We start from the raw sequence: 21,776 nt of genomic DNA, 5'->3' as shown, positions 1-21,776 counted from the left end.
ATTTTTGAATGAATATTCAGTTAGGAGGTGTAGCATGGAAACCTTCTGGGAAACCTTTAAAAGGCACGGCGTAAACAGAAGGGACTTTTTCAAATTTGCCACCACCATAACGGGACTTATGGGATTATCGCCTTCCATGATTCCGGAAGTAGTCAGAGCTTTGGAGACAAAGCCGAGAGTCCCCGTCATATGGATACATGGGCTTGAGTGCACCTGTTGCTCTGAGTCCTTTATTAGGTCCGCCACCCCTCTGGCTTCTGATGTGGTTCTGAGCATGATATCCCTTGAATACGATGACACACTTTCGGCAGCCGCAGGAGAAGACCTTGAGAGACACAGGAAGGAGATAATCAAGAAATACTGGGGCAACTACATACTGGCCGTGGAGGGCAACCCACCCCTGGGTGAAGACGGCATGTACTGTATCGTGAACGGTGAGCCTTTCCTGAAGCATCTGAAGGAGTCCGCAGAGGGTGCAAAGGCCGTGATAGCCTGGGGCTCCTGTGCCAGCTGGGGCTGTGTGCAGGCGGCAAAGCCCAACCCAACCACCGCAGTCCCCATACACAAGGTTATAACAGGCAAGCCAATAATAAAGGTGCCCGGCTGTCCACCTATCGCAGAGGTGATGACAGGGGTCATCATGCACCTTGTGCTCTTTGACTCTATTCCGCCCCTTGACTCTCAGGGAAGACCCAAACAGTTTTACGGCAACAGGATTCACGATACCTGCTATAGAAGAGCCTTCTTCAACGCAGGGCAGTTTGTGGAAAGGTTTGACGACGAAGGGGCGAAAAAGGGCTGGTGTCTTTACAAGGTGGGATGCAGGGGACCTACCACCTACAACTCCTGCGGAAACATACGCTGGTATAATGGGCTTTCCTATCCCATACAGGCAGGACACGGTTGCATAGGTTGTTCTGAGGATAACTTCTGGGACAACGGACCCTTCTACCATAGGCTCACCACCATACCAGTCCCCAGCGTAGAAGCCAACGCCGACAAGGTGGGTATGGCCGTTGCGGCGGCTGCGGCGGCCGGTGCAGTTGTCCACGGAGTCATATCAAAACTAAGGTCAAAACCTAACAGAGGAGGTGAATAACCATGGCAAGGGTAGTTGTAGACCCAGTAACAAGGATTGAAGGACACCTGAGGATTGAGCTTATCGTGGATGAAAAATCTGGCAAAGTTGTTGATGCAGTTTCCTCCGGCACCATGTGGAGGGGCATTGAGCTCATCCTCAGAGGAAGAGACCCGAGAGACGCGTGGGCTTTTGCCCAGAGAATATGCGGTGTATGCACTTCCATACATGCTCACGCATCAGTAAGGGCCGTGGAAGATGCCCTTGAAATAAAGATACCGAAGAACGCCAACTACATAAGAAACATCATGTATGGAACACTTCAGGTGCATGACCATGTGGTGCACTTTTATCATCTCCATGCCCTTGACTGGGTCTCACCCATAGAGGCTCTCAAGGCAGACCCCGTGCAGACTGCGGTCTTGCAGAACCAGCTTCTTGAAAAGTATGGAGCCGTGGCGGAGCTCATGCCTGACCCTATTGGAAGGAGGGCATACCCGAGGAAGTTTCCAAAGGCAACGCCCGGCTACTTCAGAGCCTTTCAGGAGAAGATAAAGAAGGTAGTGGAGAGCGGACAGCTTGGCATATTCGCCGCCCACTGGTGGGACCACCCCGACTACAAACTCCTTCCTCCAGAGGTTCATCTGATGGCGGTTGCTCACTATCTGAACATGCTGGATGTGCAGAGGGAGATATTTATCCCTCAGGTGGTCTTCGGTGGAAAGAACCCACACCCACATTACATAGTGGGAGGTATGAGCTGCTCCATATCTCTGAACGATATGAATGCACCCGTGAACACTGAAAGGCTTGCGGTTGTGGAGGATGCTATTTACACGCAGGCAGAGGCCGTAAACCTCTTCTATCTCGTGGACCTTCTGGCAATAGGACATATATACGTTCAGAAGGGGCAGACCTATGGGGGTGGTCTTGCCAAGAGGAGGGTTATAGGCTACGGTGAGTTTCCCGATGAGCCCTACGGCGGAATAAAGAACGGAGACTATCACAGGCAGGTTATCTACCACTGCAACGGCGTGGTGGAAGACTTTGCTGAAGGTGTGGAAAGGGCCAAGTTCTATCCACTTGCAGGTAAGGACTTTGCAGACCCAGAGGTCATTCAGGAATACGTGGCACACTCCTGGTATAAGTATCCTGACGAAAAGAAGGGGCTTCACCCGTGGGATGGTATAACGGAGCCCAACTACACGGGACCCAAGGAAGGCACAAAGACCCACTGGAAGTATCTTGACGAGAAGGGCAAATACTCCTGGATAAAGTCTCCAAGGTGGAGAGGAAAGCCTTGCGAGGTGGGACCTCTCGCCCGGTATATAGTGGTCTACACGGGCGTAAAACAGGGGCATATAAAGCCCAGCTGGATGGATGAAATGATAGTCAAACAGATAGACTTTGTCTCAAAGGTGCTTGACTTGCCTCCCCATGTGTGGCTACCCACTACGGTGGGAAGAACCGCGGCGAGGGGTCTTGAGGCTCAGGTAGGTGTGGCCGCAAACCTTTACTTTATGAAAAAGCTCTACGACAACATAAAGGCCGGGGATACCTCCGTGGCAAACACCGAAAAGTGGGACCCCTCCACATGGCCCAGAGAGGCAAAGGGTATAGGTCTTACCGACGCTCCAAGGGGTGCCCTTGGACACTGGGTTGTCATAAAGGACGGAAAGATAGCCAACTACCAGTGCGTTGTGCCCACCACATGGAACGGTGGAGCAAGGGACCCCATGGGAGGTCAGGGTGCCTTTGAAGAGTGTATGAAGGACACACCCCTGCAGGTGGTCAACAAGCCCCTTGAAGTCCTCAGAGGAATCCATTCCTTTGACCCCTGTCTTGCCTGCTCCACGCACCTGTATGACGCAGAAGGAAGGGAGATAGTGGAGATAAGGGTTCAGGGCTCACAGCCAGTGTGTTTTTAGGAGGTAAGCCATGAAAGAGGAAACGGTAAAGAGGATTTACATCTTCAGCCCCTCGCTGAGGATATGGCACTGGGTAAACTTCCTGTCAATAACCGTCCTCTTCCTCACAGGTCTCTACATAGGAAATCCCTTCTTCATAGGCTCTGTGGGACATGAAGCAACCTACGCCTACGCTCACAACCTGACCATGGACCTTGTGAGATTTGTCCACTTTTCCGCAGGCTATGTGCTTCTCTTTTCCTTCCTTTTCCGCCTTTTTATAGCCTTTTTCTATAAGGGAGACAGGCTCTTTATACCAAGAGTCTGGAGGTCTGATTTCTGGAAAGGTGTTGTAGAGATGCTCCTTCATTACCTCTTTATAAAGCCATGGCACAGAACCTATGTGAGAAATCCCCTTGCAAGGCTTGCCTATTTTCTCCTCTACATAGCCATAGCCTTTATGATAATCACAGGCTTTGCCATGTATGGGCTATCTGACCCCGATGGCTTCTGGGGGAGGCTCTTTGGATGGGTTGTTCCCCTCCTTGGCGGTGAGTTTATGGTTCACATGTGGCACCACTGGGTGGCATGGCTTATAGTTTTCTTTGTGATAGTTCATGTTTACATGGTGGTCAGGTTTGATGTGATAGAGAAGGAGGGCGAAGTGTCGTCAATGTTCAACGGCATGAAAAACTTCAAGGAGACACCTGTGGATGTGGAGGATGTGACATGAAAACTCTCGTGCTTGGCGTTGGCAACATACTGCTTTCCGACGAAGGGCTCGGTGTGAGGGTTGTGGAAGAGCTCAGAAAAAACTACAGGTTTTTCCCAGAGGTGGAGCTTATGGATGGTGGGACACTTGGCATGGACCTTCTTTACTTTATGGAAGGCTTTGAAAGGCTTTTGCTGGTGGATGCTGTCCTTGGGGGCTGTGCCCCCGGCACTCTTTACAGGTTTGAGGGTGAGGAGGTAAAGGCTTATTTCAGAAAAAAGGTCTCTGCCCACGAGCTTGGCGTTCAGGAAGTGCTCGCTCTTGCCCAGATGCTGGGAAGAGCACCAAGGGAGATTGTCCTCCTTGGCATGGAGCCTGAGAGCCTGGACATATCCCTTGAGCTCTCAGAAACTGTAAAGTCAAGGCTCGATGAGCTTGTTTCTGGAGTGCTTAAAGAGCTGGAGAAGTGGGGTGTAAGCTATGAGAGAGTTGAACCTGCAGGAGTTTGAGGAACTAATAAGAGCCGGAAAAACCTTCGTGCTCTACATAAGGTCTGAAGCTAAAAAGAACACCATCAGAGAAATATTTGACACGGATGTGGTGGTGCCGGAGCTCCAGAAGGTCTTCTCCGAGAAGGACTTTTATTCCATAAACGCCGATGAAAACATAGAAATTCTAAGGAAATATAGACTACCCTCTCTTGTGCTCTTTTCTGGTGGCAAAGAGGTGCGGGTCCTTGAGGGCATAAAGTCGTGGAACGAATATATGGAGGCTCTATCATGCTTATGAACGCCCCTGCCATACTCAACGAGCTGCTTCAAGCACTCAAAGACCTTTACGAAAAGGGTGAAGAGCACATCATATACATAAACAAGCTGCCCCTGTCGGAAGAGGACAGGGAGGTTCTGCTTGATGTGCTTGGCGAAGGTCAGGTAAAGATAAGTCTGTCCTCAAATACACAGCCCGTAGAGTGGAGGGAGACGGGCATAAGCGGTGTGTGGATAGGGGTCTTCTACGACAGGGACAACAAGCCCATACTGGAGACCATAGAGGTGTGCTACTTTCCGTCCCTTGCGAAGGCTCAGAGGGAGGATGTGGAGGAATCAATACAGGTGCTCAGGGGGCGGGTTGAGAGTTTTATCAAGCCAACTTCAAGTTAATCAAACCCCCATAAACCGCCTGACCGAGGCTCAGTCCCCCGTCGTTGGGTGGCACTTTCTGATGAGTGTAAACCTTAAAGCCTTCCTTCCCCAAAAGCTCCTTTATCCTGCTTACCAGCGGGTCGTTCTGCATCACACCCCCAGAGAGGCAGACCTTATCCCTTTGAGCCCTGCGGGCAACTTCAAGACAGATTCTGGCAAGGGTGTTTATGAACCTTGAAGGAGCCTTTTCCTTCTCCCTGTCTTCAAGAAGTGCCGTGATTGTGGGTCTCCAATCAACGGAGTTTTCCAGAATTTCAAAGGGGTAAAAGTCTTCCACTTCAGGTCTGAAGAGGTCTTCTAACATCATACTTGCCTGCCCCTCGTAGGATACTTTATGCCTCAGTCCAAGAAGGGACGCAACCCCGTCAAAGAGCCTTCCTGCGGAGCTCGTCAGGGGTGAGTTCACGCCGGACCTCCATGCAGTGTAAAGGTTTTTCAGCTCTCTTTCTTCAAAAGCTTTCAGCGTGGGCAGGTCAAACTCAAAGGCTTTCTCTCCAAAGAGCTCAAAAAGGATTGAAAGGGCAACCCTTCTTGGCTCTTTTATAGCCTTTTCTCCACCGATTAGCCTGAAGGGTCTGAAGTGAAAGAGTCTCCTGTAGGAGCTGTAATTGCAGTGCAGAAACTCACCACCCCAGAGGGTTCCATCCTCTCCGTATCCTGTGCCATCCCATGCTATGCCAAGCACTTCTCCTTCCAGAGCGTTCTCCGCCATACAGGAAAGAATGTGGGCAAAGTGATGCTGTAGCTTCAGAAGGGGTATGCCCCTGCCCCTGGCAAAATCCTCCGCCCATCTTGTGGTCTCATACCTCGGGTGGAGGTCGCACACAACCACCTCTGGCTCAAAGTCGTAGAGCCCCATCATATCATAGACCATCTCCTCAAAGGACATAAGGGTCTCAAGGTTTTCCACGTCTCCCACGTGCTGACTCAGAATTACCCTGTCTGCAAAGCCCAGAGCAAAGGTGTTTTTCAGCATTCCACCTACTGCGAGGACTCTTCTTTTGAGCTCAGCGGGCAGTGTTATGGGCATGGGTGCATAGCCACGTGAACGCCTTATGGGTGTGGGCAGTCCACCTATGACCTTTACCACCGAATCGTCACACCTTCTCCTTATGTCCCTGTTGTGAAGAAGCAGAAAGTCCGCAAGGCTGGACAGCCTCTCAAGGGCTTCCTGGTTCTCCTTGACTATGGGTTCGTCCGAAAGGTTGCCCGAGGTGGCAACTACCGGAAAGTCAAGCCCTCTGAGTATCAGGTAATGAAGGGGCGTGTATGGTAGAAAGGCTCCAACCCTCCTGAGACCCGGTGCCACGGAGGGGGCAAGCCCACCTCTGCAGTTTATGAGCACTATGGGCCTCTCTGGAAGCATAAGAAGGGCAAGCTCAAGCTCAGAAGGCTCTGCATACTGGAGAACCTGCTCCAGGTCTCTGAACATTACCGCAAAGGGCTTTTCCCTTCTTCTTTTTCTCTCCCTCAGAAGGCTCACCGTTTCTTCTTTTGTAGCATCGCACATAAGATGAAAGCCCCCTATACCCTTGACCGCAAGTATTCTACCCTCCCTAAGGAGTTCAAGGCTCAGCCTGAGTGCCTCTTCCCTCTCCGCCAGGAGCTCGCCCTCTGAAGAGTAAAGGCTCAGCCACGGACCACAAAGGGGGCATGCGTTTGGCTGGGCGTGAAAGCGTCTGTCTGAGGGGTCGTGGTATTCTCTGCTACACTGAGGACACATCTGGAAGACCTTCATGGTGGTGTTGGGCCTATCGTAGGGAAGCTTTTCTACTATGGTGAACCTCGGTCCGCAGTTGGTGCAGTTTATGAAGGGATAGAGGTATCTTCTGTCTGAGGGATCAAAGAGCTCCCTGAGGCAGTCTTCGCAGGTTGCCATGTCGGGAAGAAGGAAGACCTCTTTCTGACCCTCCTCTGAACTCTCCCTTATTTCAAAGTCCCTGTATCCCACGGGTTCTGTGAACTGAAGGTCCACCGAGTGTATGCGTGCAAGGGGAGGCTTTTCCCTGCTGAGTCTGAGCAGAAACTCTTCAAGCTTTTCCTTTGGACCCTCCAGTTCTGCGCTCACGCCTCTTGAATCGTTTATCACAAAACCACAAAGCCCAAGCTCCTTAGCCAATCTGTAGACAAAGGGTCTGAAGCCCACACCCTGCACTGCACCTTTTATCCTCACGGAGAGCCTCCGGGTCATGGGTTTGAATCTACCTCCAGCTCAAGGCTCTTGAGCAGTAGCTCCCTTCCACCCCTTATTTCCGTGTTCAGTCCTCCACAGCGGGGGCACAGGGCATTGAGCTCGTCCTTTTCAAACTCCCCTTCGCAGTCCCTACAGTAGATTTTCAGCTTTTCAACCTCTATAAGGAGCTCTGCGTCCTCTGCGGGTGTCCCCTGCCTGAAGGTCTCAAAGGCAATCTGCAGAAGATGGGGCTCCACTCCCGAGAGCACGCCGGCAACTATCTCAACCTTCACAACCCTCTTTGCGGAGTGCATTCTCACCTGCTCATGAATAAGCTCCAGAAGGCTCTGCACTATAGAAAACTCGTGCATCAGCAAATCCTTGGCAGGAGCTCGCCGGCGGGTGGCTCAAGAAACCTCCTGGTTCCGTAGGAAGTCCTGAGAAAAACTGAAGGTCTGCCCTCGGGTCTTACCGCATAGCCTATAAGACTTGCCTCCCTACCCTTCGGGTGTTCTCTGAGAACCTCAAGAGCCCTTTCCGCATCCTCACCCCTTACTGCCACCACAATCCTTCCCTCGCATGCAAGGTGGTAGGGCTCAAGTCCAAGAAATTCGCATATACCCAGAACCTCCTGTCTTACGGGGATGCTGTCCTCCTGCACCAGAAAGGATACGCCCGAAGCATTAGCCCACTCGTGAAGCACTGCGGATAGCCCGCCCCTCGTGGGGTCTCTCATGGCATGAACTTCGACACCACTTCTGAGAAGGTGCTCCACAAGGTCCCACAGGGGCTGGCAGTCGCTTCCGAAGTTTTCTCCAAAGTCAAAGCCTTCCCTCTGTGCCAGCACGCAGGCACCGTGGTCTCCTATGGGTCCGGAAAGGATTATGGCGTCGCCTTCTTTCACACTCCTGCAGGAGAGTCCATCGTATACCACCCTGCCTATGCCCGAGGTGGTTATAAAAAGTCCGTCAGCCTGACCAGAGGGGACCACCTTTGTATCCCCTGCGACTATGAGCACACCCGCCTCCTTTGCAGTCTGTGCCATGCTCTCCACTATCCTCTGGAGGTCTTCGTAGGGAAAGCCCTCCTCTATGATAAAGCTGGCAGAGAGGTAGAGGGGCTTTGCACCCATCACCGCAAGGTCGTTTACAGTGCCCGCCACCGCCAGCTTTCCTATGTCCCCGCCCCTGAAGAATAGGGGCTTTACGGTAAAGGCATCCGTGGTAAAGGCAACCTTTGAACTGAGCTGGAGAAGGGCTGAATCCTCAAGGGCTGAGAGCACTGGGTTTTCAAAGTATCTGAGAAAGAGCTCCCTTATGAGCCTCCAGCTCTCTTCTCCACCACCACCTTCAGAAAGCCTTATTCTCTTCATAGCTCTACCTCAATGTGTTGTGCATACGGAGCACAGGTCAAAGCTCCTGAGCACCATCTGAGCATGAAGTGGACTTTTCAGACCAAGGATTGCCCTCTCCGCAACCCCCAGAAAGTTCTCACATCTTGGACCGAGGTTCCACTGGGAGGGTGTGATGATGGAGTATTCCTGCACCGTGCCCTCCTTTACGCTTACACTGTGTATGAGGGTGCCCCTCGCAGCCTCTACCACGCCGTATCCCCTACCACTGAACTTTGAAGGAAATCTTCCAAGGCTCGTGGACCTCTCATGCAGAACCTCCTTCAGCCTCTGCGTCCACTCCTCTATGGCTTCTGTTAAGCTCCATACCTCCAGAACTCTCGCCATCACACGCACCGCAAAGGAATCTCTGAGCTCCCTGTGCATGCTCTTTGTGATGGGGTTTCCGGCTATGAGCTGTCTTGAAAGGGGTCCAGTTTCAAAGGGCATGCCCCTGTATCTTACGGGCTTTGCCCCGCTGTAGGAACTGCTCTCAAGCTCCTGAAGCTGTTCAACTCTTAGCTTTCCATGCACAACCCTTTTCATGAAATAACCACAGGGAAAGTAAAGAGAGCCACCGCTTATGAACCTGTCGTAAGACCTGCCAGCCTCCAGAAGCCCCTCCCTGTGGGAGAGTTCAAGGAAAAGCCCCGCATCGCCCCCGAGCCTTCTCCAGCTCCCTTCCCTCAGACAGCTGATAAACTCACCCTCTTCCATGCCCACCGTATATTTCAGAAAGAAGTCCCTGAGCTCGGAGAGTATCTGCCTGAGGGTGGTAACTTCTTTCGCCGAGGGCTCTGAGGTTATGCCCCCCGGCACTGCATAGGAAGAGTGGGGCCACTGACCTGAAAAGAGGGCTATGCCCTTTGCTATCTTTGAAGCCACCTTTATGGCATCCTGCCACCTCCTGCCCCTGAAGGGCTCATAGAACTCCCTCACGCTTTTCTCTAAAAGGACAAAATCGGGCATCAGGAAAAGGTAGAACCACTTTATGTGGTTCTGCAGAATCTCAAGGCTCTGGGTTATTCTCCTCACCAACTGACCTTTCTGTGCTGGCTCTACGCCGAGAGCCTTTTCTATAGCCGTGACAGAAGCCATAAGATGGGCGTGCCCGCATATGCCACACACCCTTGGCGTTATCACCAGGGCATCCATGTAATGCCTGCCCATAAGCACCTTCTCTACGCCTCTTATGGAGGTGATGCAGACCCTCGCATCCTCCACAACACCATCCTTCCAGAGGAGCTCAAGCCTTGCCTCCCCCTCAACCCTTGGAAGCTCTAAGTTTTCAAGCCTCACCTTTTAGCCTCTCCGGTGTGAACATCTTGGCAACGCCCGAGAGCATTATGTATCCCCTTTTGGAAACTCCTATGGGAAGCTCTGCGGGTATACCCGCATACTGCTTTGTCTCCCAGAGTCCTGTGCGTGGGAAGTCGTATTCGGTGCAACCAAAGCAGGAAGTCCCAGCCCTCGTCTTTGAGTTCACCCCGTTCCAGAGTATGGTGTTGCAGGAGCTGTAGCTGAGCGGACCTCTACAGCCAAAGTGGTAAAAGAGGCATCCCCTTTTTGAGCCAAGCTCCTGAGCCTCCACCTTCCACTCAAAGTATTCGTTTCTGGTGCATCCCCAGTGGGTAAGGGAGGAGTAAAACTCTTCAGGTCTACCCCACTGGTCAAGCCTCGGCTTTATGCCTTCTGAAAGCATGAGCAGTGTGCCGGCAATCCACTCGGGGTGAGCAGGACAGCCAGAAAGGTTTATCACGGGCAGACCCCCTTTTGACCTGAAACCCTCACCCAGAAGCCCTCCCTTTTCCTTAAACCTGTAGCCAAGACCGCACACATTGGCGTTCGCAAGGGCGGGGATGTTTCCGTAGACAGCACAGTTGCCCACCGCCACCACATAGCCTGCAAGTCTGCAGAGCTCCAGAGTTTCCCTGTCATCCCTTCTTACCGCACCTTCCACCAGAAGTATGTCAAACTCCTCACCTCTTCTGAGCAATTCCTCAACCGCCTCTTCCTGAGGCTTTTGGGAAAGGCTGGGATGGTAGATTAGCTCAACTCTCTTCAGAAGTGTATTCAGGCTCTCGTAGTTCAGAAAGGAGTGGGTGTTTCCACAGCAGGTGAGCCTCTGAAGCCAGAAGACCTTCATACCATACTTCTCCTGAAGGCTCTCACCTTGAAGCGAAGATATTCAAGCCACTCATCCATGCCTTCTCCCGTCCTTACAGAAAGCCTTATCACATCTATGGAGGGGTTTACCTTTCTTGCAGACCTTGTTGCCCTTTCCATGCTGAAGTCCGTGTAGGGCAGGAGGTCTGTCTTTGTTATTACCATGAGCTGGGCATTTCTGAACATGACGGGATACTTCTCTGGCTTGTCATCACCCTCCACCACAGAGAGGAGAACCACGTTCATATGTGCTCCCACATCGTAGCTTGCGGGACACACGAGGTTTCCCACATTTTCTATAAAGACTATGTCAAGCTCCTCAAGGGGTAGCTGATGCAGTCCCTCATGAACCATAAAGGCATCCAGATGGCAGGCAGAGCCCGTGGTAATCTGCACCGCAGGTGCACCCTTTGCCTTTATCCTCTGGGCATCCCTGTCCGTTTCCAGGTCCCCCTCTATGACCCCAATCCTGAAATCTTGAAGAAGCTCTATAGTCCTTTCAAGTAGTGATGTTTTGCCAGCACCCGGCGAGGACATGAGGTTTATGGCAAAGACGCCGTGCTCATGGAAGTGTTCCCTGTTTTCCTCTGCCTGAAGGTCATTTTTCTCCAGAACCTTCCTGAAGAGGCTAACCTCTTCCCTCTGGTTATGTTCGTGGCCGTGGTTTACGGAGCATCCGCACTCCTGACACATGATGACCTCCTGAATGTTTATTCATTAAATATAGCCCTCCGATGAGCTTAGTCAATCAGGGTTAAAATAGTCTGATGAAGCTGGTAGAAACTCTCCCATTTCCCTTATGGGAGGGGATACTGAGACTTGTCATTGCCTTCCTTCTTGGCTCTCTTATTGGATACGAGAGGGAAAGGAGAAGGCAGCCGGCAGGCTTCAGGACTCACTCTGTGCTTGCCCTCGGCTCTTCTCTCATGAGCCTTCTCTCCATATACATAACCCAAGAGTATGGACAGGGTGCGGACCCTTCAAGGATAGCCTCACAGGTTATTACAGGCGTAGGTTTTCTCGGGGCAGGTGCTATCATAAGGATAGGCGTGTCCATAAAGGGCCTTACGACAGCTGCGAGCCTCTGGACCACTGCAGGGATAGGTCTTTCGGTTGGTGCTGGCATGTACATTCTTTCTCTCTTCTCAACAGCACTTCTTCTCTTTACCCTTTCCTTGATGAGCAGGATAGAAAAGGAATTCATGGGCGTGCCCGCTGGTCAGACGATAAGCCTCACCCTTGAGGGCATAGAAGAACCTCTGGACTATCTCAAAGAAACTTTTGGTAATGTGAGGATTCGGAGCGTTGAGAGAGAAAGTAATCTCTTAAAGGTGAGCTTTGAAACTGACATGAGCAGAAATGAACTGAACAAGAGCTTAGAAAAGCTTACAAAGGATGAAAGAGTAAAAAGGTTTGAAGTTTCGTAACGCCTTTAAATCTTGTCCCTCTGCACGAGCTCCTTTACGCTCTCTACAGCCTTCTCTATCTCCACATCCCACCGCTCGCCCGTGTGTCTGCTCTGGAGCTCCACTTTTCCTTCCTTTACCTTTTTGCCCACCACAAGCCTGTAGGGGAAACCGCACAGGTCTGCATCTGCAAACTTAAAGCCAGGGCTTTCGTCCCTGTCGTCGTATATTGTCTCTATGCCGTGCTCCTCTGCCAGCATGTAGAGCCTTTCTGCCACTTCCTTCTGCTGGGGGTCTGAGGGGTTTACGCATATGATGTCCAGCTCAAAGGGTGCCACTGTGGTGGGCCATTTTATGCCCTTTTCATCATTATACTGCTCCACGAGGGCCGATATACACCTTGATATACCTATGCCATAGCAGCCCATGATGATGGGCTTTTCCTGACCCTGAGGGTCCGTGTAGTATGCCCTCATGGGCTCAGAGTATCTTGTTCCAAGGAGAAATATGTGCCCCAGCTCAAGCCCTCTACTTACCTTAAGGGCTGAGCCACACTTGGGACATGGGTCTGCCTCCTCTACCTGACACACATCCACAAACTCCCCATACTGAAAGTCCCTCCCGGGGTTTGCGTTCACATAGTGATAATCGGGCTTGTTGAAGGCTATCACCACATTCTTCAGACCGTAGGTGGAGTTGTCCCAATATACTTTTACCTGAGGTGGAAGGTTAAAGGGTCCTATAAAGCCCTTTCTGGTTTTGAGAAGCTCCCAGACCTCGTGGTCTTCCGCAAGCCTGAAGTTCTCCGTGCCCAGCACTGCCTCCACCTTGTTTTCATCCACATTCCTGTCCCCCCTTATGAGAAACATTACAGGCTCTGAGCCATTGACCATATAGAGCACTGCCTTTATTATTTTCTTTGCGGGAATTCCAAGGAAAGAAGAGAGCTTTTCTATGCTGTCCGTGCCCGGCGTCTCCGTCTCCCTGAGGGGAAGCTCCTCTTCTATCTCCTCCTGAGGCTTTGGAAGCTTGACTATTTCTGCGTTTGCTCCGTAGCCACAGCTCTCACAATAGGCTACCCTCGCCTCTCCGTAGGGTGTAAGAGCCACAAACTCGTGAGAGCTCTTACCGCCAATGGTTCCCACGCTAGCCTCCACCAGCAAAGTTTTGAGCCTGAGCTTTTTAAATATCCTGTCGTAGGCAAACTTCATGCTCTCGTAGGACATCATGGCAGAAAACTCATCAGGGTCAAAGGAGTAGGCGTCCTTCATGATAAACTCCCTTCCCCTTATGAGACCAAAGCGTGGTCTTTTTTCGTCCCTGAACTTGACCTGTATCTGGTAGAGCACCACCGGAAGCTGTCTGTAAGAGTTTACAAAGGACCTCACAAGGTCCGTTATCTCCTCCTCATGGGTTGGTCCAAGGCAGTATTCCCTGCCGTTCCTGTCTTTGAGAGTAAAGAGCTCCCTGCCGTATAGCTCCCACCTGCCAGTCTCTCTCCAGAGCTCTGAAGGGTTAAGGACCGTCAGAAGCACCTCCTGAGCTCCGCTCCTGTCCATTTCCTTGCGGACAAGGTCTTCTATCTTCCTGAGGACTCTCACGCCCGGAGGTGTAAACTCGTATATGCCAGCAGAGACCTGTTTTATAAAGCCAGCTTTGAGAAGAAGTCGGTGAGAGGGGGCTTCTGCATCCGCAGGCTCTTCCTTTGATGTATACCAGAAGTATTTGCTCCAGCGCATGGGGCTTAAAATTATACTTCATGAACCTGAGGGAAGGGTGGGTAATTCTGGCCTTTGTGGTCATACTGGGTGCCATAATCTTACCCGTTCCAGCCCTTCTCCTTGACCTTCTTCTTGCCCTTAGCATAACCTTTTCCATGACGGTGCTGGTGCTTACCACATTTATAAAGGAACCCCTTGAGCTTTCAGCCTTCCCCAGTATACTGCTCCTCGGGACGCTTTTGAGGCTGTCTCTCAACATAGCGGCGGCAAGGAGAATACTCCTCTACGGTCATGAAGGCACATCAGCTGCCGGGCATATCATAGAAGGCTTTGGGACCTTTGTTGTGGGTGGTGATGTGGTGGTGGGGCTTATCGTTTTCCTCATATTTATAGTCATAAACTTCATCGTCATAACAAGGGGTGCGGAGAGGGTCTCTGAGGTGGCTGCGCGCTTTACTCTTGACGCCATGCCAGGAAAGCAGATGAGCATTGACGCAGACCTCAACGCAGGGCTAATCACCGAAGAAGAAGCCAGAAGGAGAAGGGCTCAACTTGAGCAGGAGGCGAGCTTTTTTGGTTCCATGGATGGTGCCAGTAAGTTCATAAGGGGAGATGCCATAGCGGCACTCATCATACTCTTCCTGAGCCTTGTGGGGGGTCTCCTTGTGGGGCTTGTCTTCAAAGGGATGGGCTTTTCCGATGCCATAAAGACTTATTCACTGCTTACTGTGGGTGAGGGGCTTGCCAGCCAGATACCTGCCCTCATGCTCTCCACCTCTGCAGGAATAGTGGTTACCAAGTCCTCTTCAAAGGAAGAGCTGGGGAAAGCACTTTTCAAAGAGTTTTCAAAAGAGCCGAGGGTGTTTCTCTTTTCCTCCGCACTTCTTGTGTTTATAGGTCTCATACCAGGCTTTCCAAAGCTACCCTTTTTCTTCATGGCAGGCTTGCTGGGAGGGCTCTATTACGCCCTGAGCAGAGCCCTCAAACAGGAGGAACTGAGAAAACTTGAGGAGATGCTTAAAGAGCAGAAAAAACCTCCAGCGGAGAAAAGGGAAGAAGAGATACCCACCCAGCCGGAAACCATAGCCCTTGAGATAGGCTATGGACTAATACCCTACGTGGATGAATCTCAGGGTGGAGATGTGCCCGACAGGATAAAAACCGTAAGAAGACAGCTTGCCAGTGAGTATGGGGTGGTCATACCTCTCGTTCACATAAGGGACAACCTTAAGCTAAGACCTCACCAGTATCGCATACTCATAAGGGGTATAGAGGTGGACTCCTTTGAGATAGTCCCCGGGCACTGGCTTGCCATAGACCTAGGAAATGCAAGAGAGCCACTTCAGGGCATAGAGACAAAGGACCCCTCCTTCAAGCTGAAAGCCTACTGGATAAGGGAAGAGCTAAAAGACAGAGCTCAGAAGCTGGGCTATATGGTGGTGGATATATCTACCGTCATGATAACTCACATAAGCGAGACCATAAAGAGGAACCTTCACGAAATACTGGGGAGGGCTGAGGTGCTTGAGCTTGTGGAGAACCTTTCAAGGAAATACCCAAAGGCAGTTCAGGGTCTTGTGCCGGATGTGGTGCCAGTCTCAGTGCTACACAGAGTGCTCCAGAACCTTCTCAGGGAGGGCATTCCCATAAACGACCTCCTTACTATACTGGAGACCTTTGCAGATTACATAGAACAGACAAGAGACCCGGACCTTCTAACCGAGTATGTCCGTCAGAGACTTGCCAAAAGAATTACAAGGCTATACTCCACCAACGGAACCCTGTATGCTATGATAATATCGCCAAAGATTGAGGCGAAGCTAACCGCCTTTGTGCAGGAGGGAAGGGAGGACGAGTTTCTTGACCTTCTCATAAACACAGTATATCCAAAGCTCTCAGGAGAAATCTCAAAGTTCACCCAGTATCAGGCTCTGCCCCTTCTCATAACCTCAAGCTCCATAAGGAGGCATGTAAGAAAGGTTCTTGAAAATTACATGCCAAACCTCACCGTGCTGTCTTATAATGAACTTGACAGACAGCTGAACCTCAAGGTCATAGGTGTTATAGATGAAGATTAAAAAACTGGTGGTGGATTCTCTTCAGGAGGCGGTGGAGGAAGTTAGGGCTCTGTATGGCTCAGAGGCGGTAATACTCTCCACAAGGGTGATAAAGCAGAAACTCCTCCCCTTTCTACCTTTTCCCCGAAGGTCAAAGCTTGAGATAACTGTTGGTATACCAGACAGAGAAGACTTTTCTGTAGAGCTAAAGAAGGAGGAGACCCTATATCAGGAGATAAACAGACTCAAAGAGAACCTCAGAGAAGTTATGGAGCTTGTCAAAAGGCAGAAAACGGAGAAGGAGGAAGTAAAAAGGGACGACCTTGAGGGAGAGTATTCCATCAGGGCGCTATATCTGATGAACAAACTCATAAACAGGGGTGTTTCAAGGGATATAGCAGAGAAGATAGTGGAATCCGCCTGCGGGTATGATTTTGAACTCAAAAGGCTTGACCTGAAGGGTGAAAACATGGAATCTCTTGTGGAGGCTTTTAGCAAGAACATAAGGCTTGTGGAGAACTTCCCCGAAGAGGGCTTCAGCGTTGTGGTCCTTCTTGGTCCCACAGGTGTTGGCAAGACAACCACCATAGCGAAACTGGCGCACATGCTCAGGCAAAGGGGTAAGGGTGTGGGGCTTATAACCATAGACAGCTACAGGGTGGGCGCTGTCCAGCAACTCCAGACCTACGCCAACATAATGGAACTCCCCTTCAGGGTTGCGGATACGCCCTACAGGCTCAGGGAGTGTATAGGAGAGCTCTCTTCCCTTGATGTGGTCCTTGTAGATACAGGCGGAAGAAGCCAATATAATGAAATAAAGATAAGGGAGCTTGTGCCCTTTTTTGCAAAACTGCCAGCTCTGAAGGCATACATAACTCTGAGTGCAAACACGGAAGAGAGAGTTCAGTATGAGATAATAGAGAGCTTCAGCGTGGTGGAACCGTCAGGTCTCATATTTACCAAGCTGGATGAAACTGGCTACTTTGGCACTGCCATAAACGTTGCCTACAGAACTCAGATGCCTATACTCTGTTTTACGACCGGTCAGAGGGTTCCTGAGGACATGGTGATGGCTAGTTACGACTACATGGCTAAGATATTCTTAGAGGTGCACTGATGGAGGCTCAGGCTCTTCATCTCATGAGCGTGGAAGGAAAGGAAAAGAAAACGGGATACATAGCGGTGGCAAGCGGAAAGGGAGGAGTGGGCAAGACCCTCATAACCATAAACATGGGAAGAATAATAGGGAGGAACAGCAAAAAGGTCCTCATAGTGGATGGAGACCTTGGACTTAGCAACGTGCACATAATGCTGGGGATAACGCCAGCAAAGAACCTATACCATTTCTTTATGGGCGAAGCCCCTCTTGAAGAGGTTGTTGTTCCCATAGAGGAAAACCTTGCCTTCATATCCAGCGGTAGCGGAGTGAGAGAACTGGTAAACCTGCCGCCTGCACAGCTCAGAAACCTCATTTTCAAACTTCAGGAATATGCGGAGAGAAACTACGACTGGGTAATATTTGACACGCCTCCGGGCATACACTCAGACACAACAGCCCTGGTCTCCTCCTCCCACATACCTGTAATAGTGACCACACCCGAACCTACAGCAATAGCAGATGCCTATGGGCTCATAAAGGTTTTAAATCAGGAGGAGAGGGTAAAAGAGTTTTATGTGCTTATAAACAAGGTAAGCAGCTATGAAGAGAGCCTCAAGGTTTACGAAAGCATAAGAGTGGTGTGTGAAAAGTTTACCTCTGCGGAGACAAAATATCTGGGTGGTATAAGATACAATCCGAAGATAATAAGGAACATAGTAAATCAGAACCCATTTAACGAGGACCTCACAAGGGACCTCACAAGGGCTCTTTCAGGACTTCCTCTGGATATAAAGCCCTATGCTCCCAGCTTCTGGGAGAGATTGATATCAAAGCTCAGGAGATAGAAATGACGCTTGGAATAATAGGATATGGAAACATGGGGGAAAGCTTTGCAAGGTCTTTGAGAGAACATGCGGAGGTTCTTGTATACGACATAAGCGAAGAGAAAAGGTCAGAGGCACTCTCTGAGGGTTTTGGCGTGGCATCAGACCTTGACTTTCTTCTCAGAGGTTCTCAGTGGCTCCTGCTGGCTGTAAAGCCAAAGGATGTGGAGAGTGTTATGAAAAGGCTCAGCGGTAGGCTTGAGGGGAAGATGCTCATAAGCGTGGTGGCTGGTCTGAGCCTTGAGAGGCTAAAGGAGCTGAGCGGGGCGGAAAAGCTCATAAGGCTCATGCCCAACATAAACGCTCTTGTGGGTAAGGCAACCATAGCCTTTGCTTGTGCTGAGATAAGCGAAGAGGAAAAGGAAGAGTTTATAAGGCTCTTTTCTCACTGCGGAAATCTCTACGAACTTGAGGAAAGTTTGTTTGATGCTTTCACGGCCCTTGCAGGCTCAGGTCCGGCCTTTGTCTTCAGCTTCGTGCATGCCCTTGCCCTTGCGGGCGTGATGGAGGGCTTTTCTTACGAGAAGGCAAAGTCCATGGCCATAGACATGGTGCTTGGCTCCTGTGAACTTCTCAAAAGGCTTGGTGGCAACCCGGAGGAGTGGCTTACAAAGGTCGCCTCTCCCGGCGGGACCACCATAGAGGGCATAAAGGTGCTTGAAGAAAGGGGTTTTAAGGGCATAATAATGGAATGCATACGCAGAACCTCAGAAAAGGCAAAGAGGCTCTGATATTTTCACTCCAGACTCCCACCGCAAGGGTTGTCCTCAAGTGGTGGGAGGAGGACACTGATGTAGTCACGCTCAGACAGGTTCACTCTTCAAAGGTTTTTCTGGTTGAGGATTTTGTGCAGGGGCTTGAGGGGGATGCCCTCATAACACAGAGGAGGGGACTTAAGATAGGTGTGAGGACTGCGGACTGCGTGCCGGTTGCCCTTTTAGGGAAAAAGGCGGTGGCGGTTGTTCACGCAGGCTGGAGAGGGCTGAGGGATGGTATAATTGAGAAGGTCCTTGAAAGGTTGAGACCGCTTGAGCCACCTGAGAACTACCTTGCCTTTATAGGTCCCTCTGCGAGGGCGTGCTGCTACGAGGTGGGTGAGGAGTTTAAAGGATACTTTTTAAGTCTTCAAATCAGAAACGGCGGGCACTACATGGATACGCAGTCAGAAGCCATCCTGAGGCTGAAAAGAGGGGGTATAAGAAAGTTTTTTCAGCACGGTGTATGCACCATATGCCACGATAGCCTGCCATCTTACAGAAGGGACAAGACCCGAGATAGAATACTCACCTTTGTAGAACTACTTGTGTAAGCTCAGAAAAAGCATAGAATATTCTATGCTATGGCTGTTGAAGAAAAGCACAAAGAATACATAATAAGGAATTTTTACGACATACTGCAGGCACTCAGAGAAAACCCCGACTGGGCTCATCAGCTCACCTCCCTTATTCTCACCTACGAGCTTCTGAGGCTACCTCAAAAGTTTGACAGGTTTGTGGAGGAGGGTTTCAGACCTCTTGCCAGAAGGGTTGAAAGGCTGGAAGAAGGTCAGAAGAGGCTTGAGCGTGATGTCGCTATACTTAAAAATAAGGTGAGCAAACTGGAGGTGGATGTGGTAAGCCTTGAGGGAGATAACTTAGAAAGGAAGGTAAGAGAAAGGGCACCGGCATACTTTGGAAGGTATTTCAGGAGGGTCAGAGCTGTGCCTGTGGAAGAGTGGTCTGAGAGGCTGGAGGATGCGGTAGATGGTGGGCTGATAACCGAAGAAGAAAGAAAGGACGCGATTAGCCTTTATGTTCTCATAAGGGCAAAGATAGAAGATGGTAGAGACGTCATGCTTGCGGTGGAAGTCTCTTACACCCTTGAGGACAAGGATGCAGAAAGAGCCCTCAAAAGAGCTAAGGTCATCTCAAAAGTCTACAATATGGAAACCATCCCTGTGGTGGGTGTAAACATTCCAGAGGTGCTTCAGGAAAGGCATCCCAGGGTGCTTGTGGTTCAGGCAGGATATGATAACTAAGAAGACGGTTGAGGATGTATTTTCCTCTGTAAGCAGAAAATACGACTTTTTTCTGAACCTGATTACATTCAAAAGGATTGACCAGTGGCAGAGAGAGCTTCTTAGTATGCTTTCCCCTGAGGGACACAGGCTTGATGTGGGCACGGGCACGGGTGAGGTGCTCCTCAAGTCTCAGAACAGAGGGCTCAGGGTGGGCATGGACCTTTCATTGGAAATGCTAAAGGTTGCAAAAACAAAGTGCAGAGCATGCAGGTTCGTGGTGGGTGATGCGGAGAACATGCCCTACAGAAATGAAGTCTTTGGCTCTATGACCCTGTCTCTTGTCTACAGACATCTGCTCAGCAGAAAAGCCTTCCTGCAGGAGGCAAAGAGGGTGCTGAAGGAGGGGGGACAGCTTGCACTTCTTGACATAAACAGGTTCTCTCTCACTCCGCTTCTTATCCTTGTGATGAAATATCCTCTAAAGCCACTCGGGCTTGTGCTCTTTGGAAGGGAAAAGTGGGACTTTTTTATACACTCTCTTGAAAACTCTCTGAGAGTTGAGGAGGTGGAAAAAGAGCTTGAGGAGGGAGGCTTTGAGGTGGTTGAAGTCCAGAGAAGGCTTTTCGGGCTTGTTTACCTTCTCCTTGCCAGAAAGAGGTGAGCTTCTTCAGATAGCTCTTTTCCTTGTAGTTCTTTTCGTAGCCCTCTGGAGGGTTCAGGAGGATCGGAGATACCTGTGGTTTGAGGAGGAGGGACATCTTCTAATAAAGGCTGTGAGCGTGCCAGTGGCACTCCCGGAGAGGCTCAGGCTGAAGGTGAAGGTGCTTGAGGGAGAGCTCCACGACCTAAGGGGAAGGGAGGCGTATTTGACCCTCTACGGTAGCCTAGACATCCCCTCAAAGACCTTTCTGCTCTACGCTAGAGTCAGGGCAGAGGGCGACTACATACACATATCTGGAAGCTACAGAGACATAGAGGAAGTGTATTTTCTCCAGCCGGCGGTAAGAGACAGGTTTATAAAGAAGGCGGAAAGGGAAATAGAAGACCCACAGGTGAGGGCTCTGGTGCTCACCTACCTTTTTGGTGAGGCAAGGGACACACTGCCTCAGGACCTTCAGTATTACTTTCTAAAGACCGGCCTTGTTCATCTCCTTGTCATATCTGGCTTTCATGTGGGAATGGTCTTTCTGACCCTGAAATACCTCTTGCCCTATCCCTACGGCATGCTACTCGGCATAGCCGGAGTGAGCCTGTATGTGCTTTTTCTTGTCCCTGCAGAGCCTCCCGTTCTCAGGGCATGGCTTATGCTCCTTCTCTGGGTGCTGGTCAGAATCTACGAAGGAAGACCCAACTCTCTGGGTATACTTCTTTTTTCCGGCTCTCTTCTGCTCCTGTTTGAGCCCGAGTTTTCCCATTCCTTTTCCTTCTGGCTCTCCTTTTTTGCCACTCTATACATAGTTCTCGGTCTCAGGCTCCTGCCAGCAGAAGGCTCGCAGACTTACCGGCATTTAGTCCTGCCCTTTGCGGTTTCTTTCTTTGCCTTTATGGGAGTTTCTCCCCTTCTGCTGTCCTTTACCCATACAAGCCTTGGAAGCGTGCTCTTTAGCCCAGTGGTGGGATACCTCTTCCTGCCCTTCACCGCCTACGGAGTCCTTGAGCTTCTTACCTTTTTCAGCCTTCCTACCTTCCCCCTTGAGCTCATAGGAAAGCTAATCCTTAAGGTAGTTAGCCTACTCTCTGCTTTTGACTTTCAGTTTGGACTTGAGCTGTCTGTGAAAAGCGCTTTCCTGCTTGCCACTGCAGGCGCCTCTGTCCTCTACATGCTTTCCACGAAGTTTCAGACTTCAGATACTCAGGCACCTTTTCCATAATAGAGAGTTTCTCTTCACTTTCAGATGTGCGGAACCCCTCAGGTTTTTTATTCTGTCCCATACAGGCGTATAAAAACAAAAAAGCCCCGCACAGGGCGGGGCTGAGAAAGG

At 50.6% G+C, this 21,776-nt stretch carries 22 protein-coding genes; 15 read left to right on the top strand and 7 right to left on the bottom strand.

All coding sequences use genetic code 11. The annotated features are described in order from the left end of the window. The first annotated feature begins 34 nt into the window (after positions 1–34). From WHS43_01015 to WHS43_00990, 6 genes are read left to right on the top strand one after another with little or no spacing between them, the layout of a single operon-like run. Positions 35–1,099 carry a hydrogenase small subunit gene (locus WHS43_01015; protein MEJ5338221.1) on the top strand — a complete coding sequence of 355 codons (1,065 nt, stop codon included), beginning with the start codon at positions 35–37 and terminating at the stop codon, positions 1,097–1,099. Between the two features lie 2 nt (positions 1,100–1,101). After that, entirely contained in the window at positions 1,102–3,006 is a 1,905-nt protein-coding gene (locus tag WHS43_01010) for a nickel-dependent hydrogenase large subunit (protein ID MEJ5338220.1), read from the top strand. A 10-nt stretch (positions 3,007–3,016) separates the two neighbouring features. Continuing rightward, positions 3,017–3,718 (top strand): Ni/Fe-hydrogenase, b-type cytochrome subunit, encoded by a 702-nt coding sequence (gene cybH / locus WHS43_01005; protein ID MEJ5338219.1) that lies wholly within the window; start codon positions 3,017–3,019, stop codon positions 3,716–3,718. After that, positions 3,715–4,206 carry a HyaD/HybD family hydrogenase maturation endopeptidase gene (locus tag WHS43_01000; protein MEJ5338218.1) on the top strand — a complete coding sequence of 164 codons (492 nt, stop codon included), beginning with the start codon at positions 3,715–3,717 and terminating at the stop codon, positions 4,204–4,206. Before cybH ends, WHS43_01000 begins: the two co-directional genes overlap by 4 nt. Continuing rightward, the gene (locus WHS43_00995; GenBank protein MEJ5338217.1) at positions 4,178–4,486 is read left to right on the top strand and encodes a thioredoxin; all 309 of its coding nucleotides are present in this window, start codon (positions 4,178–4,180) and stop codon (positions 4,484–4,486) included. The genes WHS43_01000 and WHS43_00995 overlap by 29 nt, the downstream gene beginning before the upstream one ends. Beyond that, positions 4,477–4,857 carry a hydrogenase expression/formation protein gene (locus tag WHS43_00990; protein ID MEJ5338216.1) on the top strand — a complete coding sequence of 127 codons (381 nt, stop codon included), beginning with the start codon at positions 4,477–4,479 and terminating at the stop codon, positions 4,855–4,857. The genes WHS43_00995 and WHS43_00990 overlap by 10 nt, the downstream gene beginning before the upstream one ends. Here WHS43_00990 and hypF read toward each other — a convergent pair. Genes hypF through hypB form a run of 6 tightly spaced genes read right to left on the bottom strand, consistent with a single transcriptional unit; the run spans position 4,838 to position 11,321 of the window. Further along, complete coding sequence (hypF, locus tag WHS43_00985; GenBank protein MEJ5338215.1) at positions 4,838–7,090, bottom strand: carbamoyltransferase HypF; 2,253 nt, start codon at positions 7,088–7,090, stop codon at positions 4,838–4,840. The genes WHS43_00990 and hypF overlap by 20 nt on opposite strands. After that, a complete protein-coding gene (gene hypA / locus WHS43_00980; GenBank protein MEJ5338214.1) occupies positions 7,087–7,443 on the bottom strand; it encodes a hydrogenase maturation nickel metallochaperone HypA in 357 nt (118 codons plus the stop codon). Before hypA ends, hypF begins: the two co-directional genes overlap by 4 nt. After that, complete coding sequence (gene hypE / locus WHS43_00975) at positions 7,443–8,444, bottom strand: hydrogenase expression/formation protein HypE (protein ID MEJ5338213.1); 1,002 nt, start codon at positions 8,442–8,444, stop codon at positions 7,443–7,445. Before hypE ends, hypA begins: the two co-directional genes overlap by 1 nt. A 9-nt stretch (positions 8,445–8,453) precedes the next feature. Next, positions 8,454–9,761 carry a nickel-dependent hydrogenase large subunit gene (locus WHS43_00970; protein MEJ5338212.1) on the bottom strand — a complete coding sequence of 436 codons (1,308 nt, stop codon included), beginning with the start codon at positions 9,759–9,761 and terminating at the stop codon, positions 8,454–8,456. After that, entirely contained in the window at positions 9,751–10,608 is an 858-nt protein-coding gene (locus tag WHS43_00965; protein MEJ5338211.1) for a Ni/Fe hydrogenase, read from the bottom strand. The genes WHS43_00970 and WHS43_00965 overlap by 11 nt, the downstream gene beginning before the upstream one ends. Then, complete coding sequence (gene hypB, locus WHS43_00960; protein MEJ5338210.1) at positions 10,605–11,321, bottom strand: hydrogenase nickel incorporation protein HypB; 717 nt, start codon at positions 11,319–11,321, stop codon at positions 10,605–10,607. Before hypB ends, WHS43_00965 begins: the two co-directional genes overlap by 4 nt. 74 nt (positions 11,322–11,395) lie before the next feature. Here hypB and WHS43_00955 point away from each other — a divergent pair, with 74 nt between their 5' ends. Further along, positions 11,396–12,055: an MgtC/SapB family protein gene (locus tag WHS43_00955; protein ID MEJ5338209.1), complete on the top strand. Its 660-nt coding sequence runs from the start codon at positions 11,396–11,398 to the stop codon at positions 12,053–12,055. A 5-nt stretch (positions 12,056–12,060) separates the two neighbouring features. Here the strand turns inward: WHS43_00955 and WHS43_00950 are convergent, their stop codons facing one another. Beyond that, complete coding sequence (locus WHS43_00950) at positions 12,061–13,773, bottom strand: proline--tRNA ligase (GenBank protein MEJ5338208.1); 1,713 nt, start codon at positions 13,771–13,773, stop codon at positions 12,061–12,063. A 20-nt stretch (positions 13,774–13,793) separates the two neighbouring features. Between WHS43_00950 and flhA the strand changes: the two genes are divergently transcribed. The 8 genes from flhA to WHS43_00910 are packed head-to-tail and all read left to right on the top strand — an operon-like array spanning position 13,794 to position 21,665. Then, the gene (flhA, locus tag WHS43_00945; GenBank protein ID MEJ5338207.1) at positions 13,794–15,833 is read left to right on the top strand and encodes a flagellar biosynthesis protein FlhA; all 2,040 of its coding nucleotides are present in this window, start codon (positions 13,794–13,796) and stop codon (positions 15,831–15,833) included. After that, the gene (locus WHS43_00940) at positions 15,823–16,929 is read left to right on the top strand and encodes a flagellar biosynthesis protein FlhF (protein MEJ5338206.1); all 1,107 of its coding nucleotides are present in this window, start codon (positions 15,823–15,825) and stop codon (positions 16,927–16,929) included. Before flhA ends, WHS43_00940 begins: the two co-directional genes overlap by 11 nt. Next, a complete protein-coding gene (locus WHS43_00935; GenBank protein MEJ5338205.1) occupies positions 16,929–17,756 on the top strand; it encodes a MinD/ParA family protein in 828 nt (275 codons plus the stop codon). Before WHS43_00940 ends, WHS43_00935 begins: the two co-directional genes overlap by 1 nt. A gap of 2 nt (positions 17,757–17,758) precedes the next feature. Next, positions 17,759–18,526 (top strand): pyrroline-5-carboxylate reductase, encoded by a 768-nt coding sequence (gene proC / locus WHS43_00930; protein MEJ5338204.1) that lies wholly within the window; start codon positions 17,759–17,761, stop codon positions 18,524–18,526. Next, positions 18,487–19,104, top strand: a complete 618-nt coding sequence (locus tag WHS43_00925; protein ID MEJ5338203.1) for a polyphenol oxidase family protein — start codon at positions 18,487–18,489, stop codon at positions 19,102–19,104. Before proC ends, WHS43_00925 begins: the two co-directional genes overlap by 40 nt. 30 nt (positions 19,105–19,134) lie before the next feature. Further along, entirely contained in the window at positions 19,135–19,812 is a 678-nt protein-coding gene (locus tag WHS43_00920) for a hypothetical protein (protein ID MEJ5338202.1), read from the top strand. After that, entirely contained in the window at positions 19,802–20,455 is a 654-nt protein-coding gene (locus WHS43_00915; protein MEJ5338201.1) for a class I SAM-dependent methyltransferase, read from the top strand. The genes WHS43_00920 and WHS43_00915 overlap by 11 nt, the downstream gene beginning before the upstream one ends. After that, the gene (locus WHS43_00910) at positions 20,397–21,665 is read left to right on the top strand and encodes a ComEC/Rec2 family competence protein (protein MEJ5338200.1); all 1,269 of its coding nucleotides are present in this window, start codon (positions 20,397–20,399) and stop codon (positions 21,663–21,665) included. Before WHS43_00915 ends, WHS43_00910 begins: the two co-directional genes overlap by 59 nt. The last annotated feature ends 111 nt before the right edge of the window (positions 21,666–21,776 follow it).

The organism is Aquificaceae bacterium (assembly GCA_037481935.1).
In the GTDB taxonomy this organism is placed as follows: domain Bacteria; phylum Aquificota; class Aquificia; order Aquificales; family Aquificaceae; genus Pampinifervens.
Note: the sequence above shows the minus strand (reverse complement) of the source record. Positions and strands in the feature narration are given on the sequence as shown.

Bases quoted from the DNA above. Each gene is read 5' to 3' on its own strand.
- WHS43_00920 (MEJ5338202.1), top strand. From the start codon at position 19,135: ATGGCTGTTGAAGAAAAGCACAAAGAATACATAATAAGGAATTTTTAC.
- WHS43_00940 (MEJ5338206.1), top strand. From the start codon at position 15,823: ATGAAGATTAAAAAACTGGTGGTGGATTCTCTTCAGGAGGCGGTGGAG.
- flhA (MEJ5338207.1), top strand. From the start codon at position 13,794: ATGAACCTGAGGGAAGGGTGGGTAATTCTGGCCTTTGTGGTCATACTG.
- hypE (MEJ5338213.1), bottom strand. From the start codon at position 8,444: ATGAAGAGAATAAGGCTTTCTGAAGGTGGTGGTGGAGAAGAGAGCTGG.
- WHS43_00990 (MEJ5338216.1), top strand. From the start codon at position 4,477: ATGCTTATGAACGCCCCTGCCATACTCAACGAGCTGCTTCAAGCACTC.
- hypF (MEJ5338215.1), bottom strand. From the start codon at position 7,090: ATGACCCGGAGGCTCTCCGTGAGGATAAAAGGTGCAGTGCAGGGTGTG.
- WHS43_00950 (MEJ5338208.1), bottom strand. From the start codon at position 13,773: ATGCGCTGGAGCAAATACTTCTGGTATACATCAAAGGAAGAGCCTGCG.
- WHS43_00915 (MEJ5338201.1), top strand. From the start codon at position 19,802: ATGATAACTAAGAAGACGGTTGAGGATGTATTTTCCTCTGTAAGCAGA.
- WHS43_00965 (MEJ5338211.1), bottom strand. From the start codon at position 10,608: ATGAAGGTCTTCTGGCTTCAGAGGCTCACCTGCTGTGGAAACACCCAC.
- WHS43_01010 (MEJ5338220.1), top strand. From the start codon at position 1,102: ATGGCAAGGGTAGTTGTAGACCCAGTAACAAGGATTGAAGGACACCTG.
- cybH (MEJ5338219.1), top strand. From the start codon at position 3,017: ATGAAAGAGGAAACGGTAAAGAGGATTTACATCTTCAGCCCCTCGCTG.
- WHS43_01015 (MEJ5338221.1), top strand. From the start codon at position 35: ATGGAAACCTTCTGGGAAACCTTTAAAAGGCACGGCGTAAACAGAAGG.
- hypB (MEJ5338210.1), bottom strand. From the start codon at position 11,321: ATGTGTCAGGAGTGCGGATGCTCCGTAAACCACGGCCACGAACATAAC.
- proC (MEJ5338204.1), top strand. From the start codon at position 17,759: ATGACGCTTGGAATAATAGGATATGGAAACATGGGGGAAAGCTTTGCA.
- WHS43_00995 (MEJ5338217.1), top strand. From the start codon at position 4,178: ATGAGAGAGTTGAACCTGCAGGAGTTTGAGGAACTAATAAGAGCCGGA.
- WHS43_00935 (MEJ5338205.1), top strand. From the start codon at position 16,929: ATGGAGGCTCAGGCTCTTCATCTCATGAGCGTGGAAGGAAAGGAAAAG.
- hypA (MEJ5338214.1), bottom strand. From the start codon at position 7,443: ATGCACGAGTTTTCTATAGTGCAGAGCCTTCTGGAGCTTATTCATGAG.
- WHS43_01000 (MEJ5338218.1), top strand. From the start codon at position 3,715: ATGAAAACTCTCGTGCTTGGCGTTGGCAACATACTGCTTTCCGACGAA.
- WHS43_00955 (MEJ5338209.1), top strand. From the start codon at position 11,396: ATGAAGCTGGTAGAAACTCTCCCATTTCCCTTATGGGAGGGGATACTG.
- WHS43_00925 (MEJ5338203.1), top strand. From the start codon at position 18,487: ATGCATACGCAGAACCTCAGAAAAGGCAAAGAGGCTCTGATATTTTCA.